This is a genomic window from Paenibacillus ihuae (genome assembly GCF_001368795.1).
GTDB classification, from domain to species: Bacteria; Bacillota; Bacilli; order Paenibacillales; family Paenibacillaceae; genus Paenibacillus_AQ; species Paenibacillus_AQ ihuae.
On sequence record NZ_LN831198.1, the window covers coordinates 3,872,063 to 3,874,943 of the forward strand.

Genomic DNA, 2,881 nt, shown 5'->3' on the forward strand with positions numbered 1-2,881 from the left:
TCCGTTATTCCTCCTCCCGCTGGAACCGTTCCGGGTGGCTGTATCAGCAGCTGCTTAAGCTGAATGGGGATCATATCTGCCGGGAAAATTATTTTTTGGTCATCGATGCCGATACGGTGCTGATTCGCCCCCACCGGTTCCGTTCAGAGGGTAAAACCGTCTTTTACTGCCGCAATTGGAGCCAGCCGGAATATTTTCGCACCTACCGGAAGCTGATGGGGACCGCTGCACCTTCTCCCAAATCCTTTGTGACGCATTACATGCTATTTGAAAAGACCCGACTGGCTGCTTTAAAAAGAACCATCGAAGCCCGCCACGGAATGCCTTGGCATGCCGCCATTATCCGTAGTATCGACAGGAAAAAGCAGTTCGGCTTTTCCGAATTTGAAACGTACGCCAATTATGTGTATAGCGGTAACCGCGCCTCGGTTCTGCTCAGAAATGCAAATAATAAATCGCTGAAAACCTCAGCATCCGCCGTAGGAACCAAACAACGCCGGAAGTTGGCGCGTACCTACCGGTCCATTTCTTTCCATCAGCGTAAGGGATACTCCATCCCAGCCAAGCATTAAGAAGGGAGAACGCCTTGCCTGCCACTTTTCTCTGCGGCGGTTCCGGCCAGCGGCTGTGCCCGCTGCCGGGCCGGATCCGCTCAACAATGTACTGAAGTCATTGAAAAATTTGAAAAATCCCTTAGACTAAAGTAAACTAATAGTGTAATCAACTGCACTTAAGTGAATTTCATGGAGGGATTTTTTTGGGAAGCGCAGAACGAAGAAGCAGAGAAATGGAGCTTCGCAGGAAGGACATCCTAGAAGCTGCAGAGCATGTATTTTTTGAAAAGGGCTATGCGCGCTCTACTATGGATGATGTGGCCAAGCAGGCGGAATTCAGCAAAAGAACCCTATACGCTTACTTTAACAGCAAGGAGCAGATTTATTTTGAAATTATGATCAGAGGGTACCGGCGCTTAATCGGCCTCTTGCAAGACAAGTTTCAGGGGAACAACTCCTTAACCGCAATGGAAACCCTCTGGGAGATTACCTCGGTTTACTATGAGTTTTCCTGCGGGGAGCCGCATTATTTCCAGGCCATCATTGAATATGAGAACAGCCTGATTGATTTTCAGAACGGGATACCCGATGAATCCAGGGACGAATGTTATGCGCTCGGGGAAGAAGCCTTGCAATTCGTGAAAAACGCGCTGCAAAAGGGGGTTGAAGCAGGCAGCATTCGTGCGGATCTGCCGGTGGATCAAGCCACAATGACCTTATGGGCCAGTATGCTTGGCATATTCAGCACGGTACGGACCAAGAAGCATTACCTTGAGCGTTACTATAATATCGGACCCGGTGAATTCATCCAAGAATCGTTCCGCCTCCTGCTCCGTTCCCTGGAACCGGCTCAATAATCCCACTTATGGAGGAGAACAGGTATGAAGAAAGCGGTGAAGAAATCTGTGAGTCTGGTTCTAATATGTCTATCCGTCTTAGTGCTTCTTATCGTTGGCATCTTATTATACATAAGCGGTGTTCTTCAGAAAGAGGCGTACCTTGAACCGTGGAGCAAATCCTATGCTGCACAATTCGGCGATCCGCGGGTCCGCCTGGCTGCACACGGCCTGCTTGCCGCAAGCGGTCATAACATGCAGCCCTGGAGAATCTCCCTTAGCGGGAGTGAGCCGATGAGCTTGTACCTCTACGCAGACAGCAGCCGGATGAGCAAGGAGGCTGATCCGCTTGCACGGCAGATGATGATCTCCCAGGGAACCTTCCTGGACTATATCGATGTAGCCGGTCAAAAGCTGGGATATGAGGTTGGCTTAGACCTGTTTCCCCTGGGTCCATATGATGAGCAGACGCTCGCACAAAGTATGGATACTTATCCCGTTGCAAAAATAACGCTGCAAAAGCGCCCGCCCCAAGACACACCCTCATATGATGACCTATTTCTCCCCGACACTAACCGGATGTCGTATTCGCCAGTTCCATTAACCGTGCAACAGATTGAACAGCTGGAAGCTGTCAGTGATGACAGCAGCGTGTCCATCCGCATCGTTCAGGATAAGGCTAACCTGGATAAGCTGGGCCATTATGCCATGCAGGGAGCTGCCATCGAGGCAGCGGCAGCAGCTGTAGCCAAAGAATCCGAAGACATCTTCCGTGCGAATGAGCACGAGAAAAATCAATACCGTTACGGGTTCTCCGTAGAGGGCCAAGGCACTACCGGCTTCATGAAACATATCATGCAGGGACTCGTCACCCTCTTCCCGTCCATGAACAGCGGAAAAGCTGCGGAGGACCGGCTGATCCAGTCTGTTCAGACAGCGGTGGACAACACACCGGCCTATGCCCTAATCCTAACCAAAGACAACAGCCGTAACAGTCAGGTGTTAAGCGGAATCGTATACAGCCGGCTGATTCTGGAGGCGCATCAGCTGGGGCTGGCCATGCAGCCGCTCAGCCAGGTGCTGGAGGAATATCCGCAGATGCAGGAGCCTTACCGGGCCATTCACCGGGAATATGCCCCCAAAGGCGGTACCATCCAGATGCTGGTACGCTTGGGCCAGCCTATTAAAGAGGCTCCGCTCAGCATGCGCCGTGAGGTAACGGAATTGCTTACCCCCGCAGATGCCAAGTAGAGCCGGTAATTCATATTGAATTAGCTTACTGAACCGGGTACGGGGCTCCAGCTTCTGGACCGCATGGGGCGAAATCAGAGGGATTTTTACCTCTGATTCATACTTCTGGACCGCGCGGGGCGAAATCAGAGGGATTTTTACCTCTGATTCCGGCTTCTGGACCGCGCGGGGCGAAATCAGAGGGATTTTTACCTCTGATTCCGGCTTCTGGACCGCACGGGGCGAAATCAGAGGGATTTT

The 2,881-nt window shown here is 51.6% G+C and carries 3 protein-coding genes; all 3 read left to right on the plus strand.

The annotated features are described in order from the left end of the window. Nucleotides 1–572, plus strand: a 572-nt coding sequence (locus AQR02_RS17910; protein ID WP_245237527.1) for a DUF6492 family protein, incomplete at its 5' end; no start/stop codon positions are given. 185 nt (nucleotides 573–757) lie between these two features. Then, nucleotides 758–1,411 (plus strand): TetR/AcrR family transcriptional regulator, encoded by a 654-nt coding sequence (locus AQR02_RS17915; protein WP_054941644.1) that lies wholly within the window; start codon nucleotides 758–760, stop codon nucleotides 1,409–1,411. Nucleotides 1,412–1,435: 24 nt separating this feature from the next. After that, complete coding sequence (locus tag AQR02_RS17920; protein ID WP_054941645.1) at nucleotides 1,436–2,641, plus strand: Acg family FMN-binding oxidoreductase; 1,206 nt, start codon at nucleotides 1,436–1,438, stop codon at nucleotides 2,639–2,641. Nucleotides 2,642–2,881: the final 240 nt, after the last annotated feature.